Genomic DNA, 1,329 nt, shown 5'->3' with positions numbered 1-1,329 from the left:
GCCCGGCCGGAAGAACCGCTCGCACCCGGTGAAGACACCCTGGTCGTGCTGGTGCCAGCCGAGGCCCTCCCCGGTGCGGAAGGCGTCGCTGATCTGCGGCTCGGCCCGCAGCGCGCCCAGCACCAGCTGGAACGCGCCGGGGGCGTACACCGGGCCCTCGGGGTCGGTGAGCGCGAACGCCTGCTCCTCGGTCATCCAGTACGTGTCGTCCGCCGGCTGGTACTGCACGTACCCGCCGGCCGCCTGCCCGCGCAGCCACTCCTCGACGTATCGGGGAGCGGTGCCGGTGCGGGCGGCCAGTTCCGCCGGGCGTTGGGGCCGCTCAGCCAGCGCCCGGTACAGGCCGAGCCGGTCGCCGATCACGACGCTCCCGGCCGCGGCCGTGGCGCCCAGATCGCTCACGAAGCGGTTCAGGAAGTCCATCAGCTTGTTCTCGTCGATCGCCATGCGCGTCCTCCTCAGATTTGGACCCCTGAAGATGTACGCGTGCGCCCGGCCGCCGAGAATCGGCAGAAGCAACGTAGGCCGGCGCGGCGACTACCTATTTCTCGCCGGTTGTGACGCCCAGCTCCGCAGCCCGGGCGGCGACCTCGCGCCGGCTGTGCAGGCCCAGCTTGGCGAGTACGGCCGAAACGTGGGCGTCGACCGTCCGCACGGACAACACCAGACGCTCGGCGATCTCGGCGTTGGTCAAGCTCTGCCCGAGCAGCCGCAGCACCTCGAGCTGGCGGCTCGTCAACCCGGCCGGGTTCAGCCGGGTGCCCTCCACGGGACCGCGGGGGATCCGGGCGACGCCGGCCTCGCGCAGCTTGGTGCGGACGCGCCGGGCGAGCGGTTCGGCGCCGAGCGCGTCCAGCGCGGCCAGTGCCGTCAGCAGGTCCGCCGGCTCGGAGCTGTCGGCCAGCGCGGCGGCGTACTCGTACGGGCACCCCGCGGCCTGCCAGGCCATCGCGGCCTCCCGCCAGCGTCCGGCCGCCTGCAACGTGTACGGAGATTCCCCGGCGTCGGACTGCCCGGACTGCACGGGCCGGCCGAACCGGGTCATCCACAACGTCAACTCGTCGCGGACCGGGGCGACGCCCAGCCGGCACGCCTCGGCGTAGGTGTTCTCGAGCGCGACCACCGCCCCCGGATCGCCGCCGTGCAGCCAGGCGGCCTCGGCCCGGGCCGCGGCCGCCGGCCCGGTCCGCTGCAGTTCGCCGAGCGCGTCGGCCAACGTCCAGCCCTCGATCGCGAGCTCGACGGCCCTCGGTTCGCCGCGCCGCGCCCGGACCCTGGTCAGCGTCACGAATGCCGGGGTGCGCAGCGACTCCGGCGCGTCGATGGCCG

At 74.3% G+C, this 1,329-nt stretch carries 1 protein-coding gene and 1 pseudogene; both read right to left on the bottom strand.

The genetic code is table 11. The features are described from left to right. Nucleotides 1–447: pseudogene (locus AB0M20_RS43950) on the bottom strand (SAM-dependent methyltransferase); the annotation flags it as partial. A gap of 94 nt (nt 448–541) precedes the next feature. Next, nucleotides 542–1,329, bottom strand: a 788-nt coding sequence (locus AB0M20_RS43945) for a LuxR C-terminal-related transcriptional regulator (RefSeq protein WP_364307476.1), incomplete at its 5' end; no start/stop codon positions are given.

This window comes from Actinoplanes sp. NPDC051633 (assembly GCF_040681735.1).
GTDB lineage: Bacteria > Actinomycetota > Actinomycetes > Mycobacteriales > Micromonosporaceae > Actinoplanes.
This window is presented reverse-complemented; position numbering and strand designations above follow the sequence as displayed.